This window comes from Dryocola clanedunensis (genome assembly GCF_038405435.1).
Lineage (GTDB): Bacteria > Pseudomonadota > Gammaproteobacteria > Enterobacterales > Enterobacteriaceae > Dryocola > Dryocola clanedunensis_A.
Map to the genome: position 1 here is coordinate 1 of NZ_JBBYHZ010000207.1, position 531 is coordinate 531.

Consider the following 531-nt stretch of genomic DNA (forward strand, 5'->3'; position numbering starts at 1 on the left):
GACGTTGTGGCGCGAGAAGATCTCGTTGACCTTGGAAAGCACGCCCGGCCCGTTCTGGTGGATGTGCAGCAGACGCAGGCTCTCGGCATGCTCGGGCAGGGTCACTTCCGGGAAGTTGACCGCCGACAGGGTGCTGCCGTTGTCGCTGTAGCGCACCAGTTTGGCCGCCACTTCCACGCCGATGTTGTCCTGCGCTTCCAGCGTGCTGCCGCCCACGTGGGGGGTCAGGATCACGTTGTCGTGCGCGGTCAGCGGCGAGACGAAGGCATCGCCGTTGCCCTTGGGCTCGACCGGGAACACGTCCACCGCCGCGCCGCCGAGGTGGCCTGAACGCAGCGCCGCATCCAGCGCGTCGATGTCGACCACGGTGCCGCGCGCGGCATTGATCAGGTGCGCGCCAGGGCGCATCCGGGCCAGTTCATCGGCGCCGATCATCCACTGGGTGGCCGGGGTCTCGGGCACATGCACGGTAACGATGTCCGCACGTGCCAGCAGGTCGTCCAGGCTGATCGCCGCCCGGGCATTGCCCAG

1 protein-coding gene is annotated in these 531 nt (G+C 68.2%); it reads right to left on the reverse strand.

The features are described from left to right. A partial coding sequence (locus AAE045_RS24255) for an NAD(P)-dependent oxidoreductase (RefSeq protein ID WP_455549845.1) occupies nt 1–531 on the reverse strand: 531 nt, incomplete at both ends.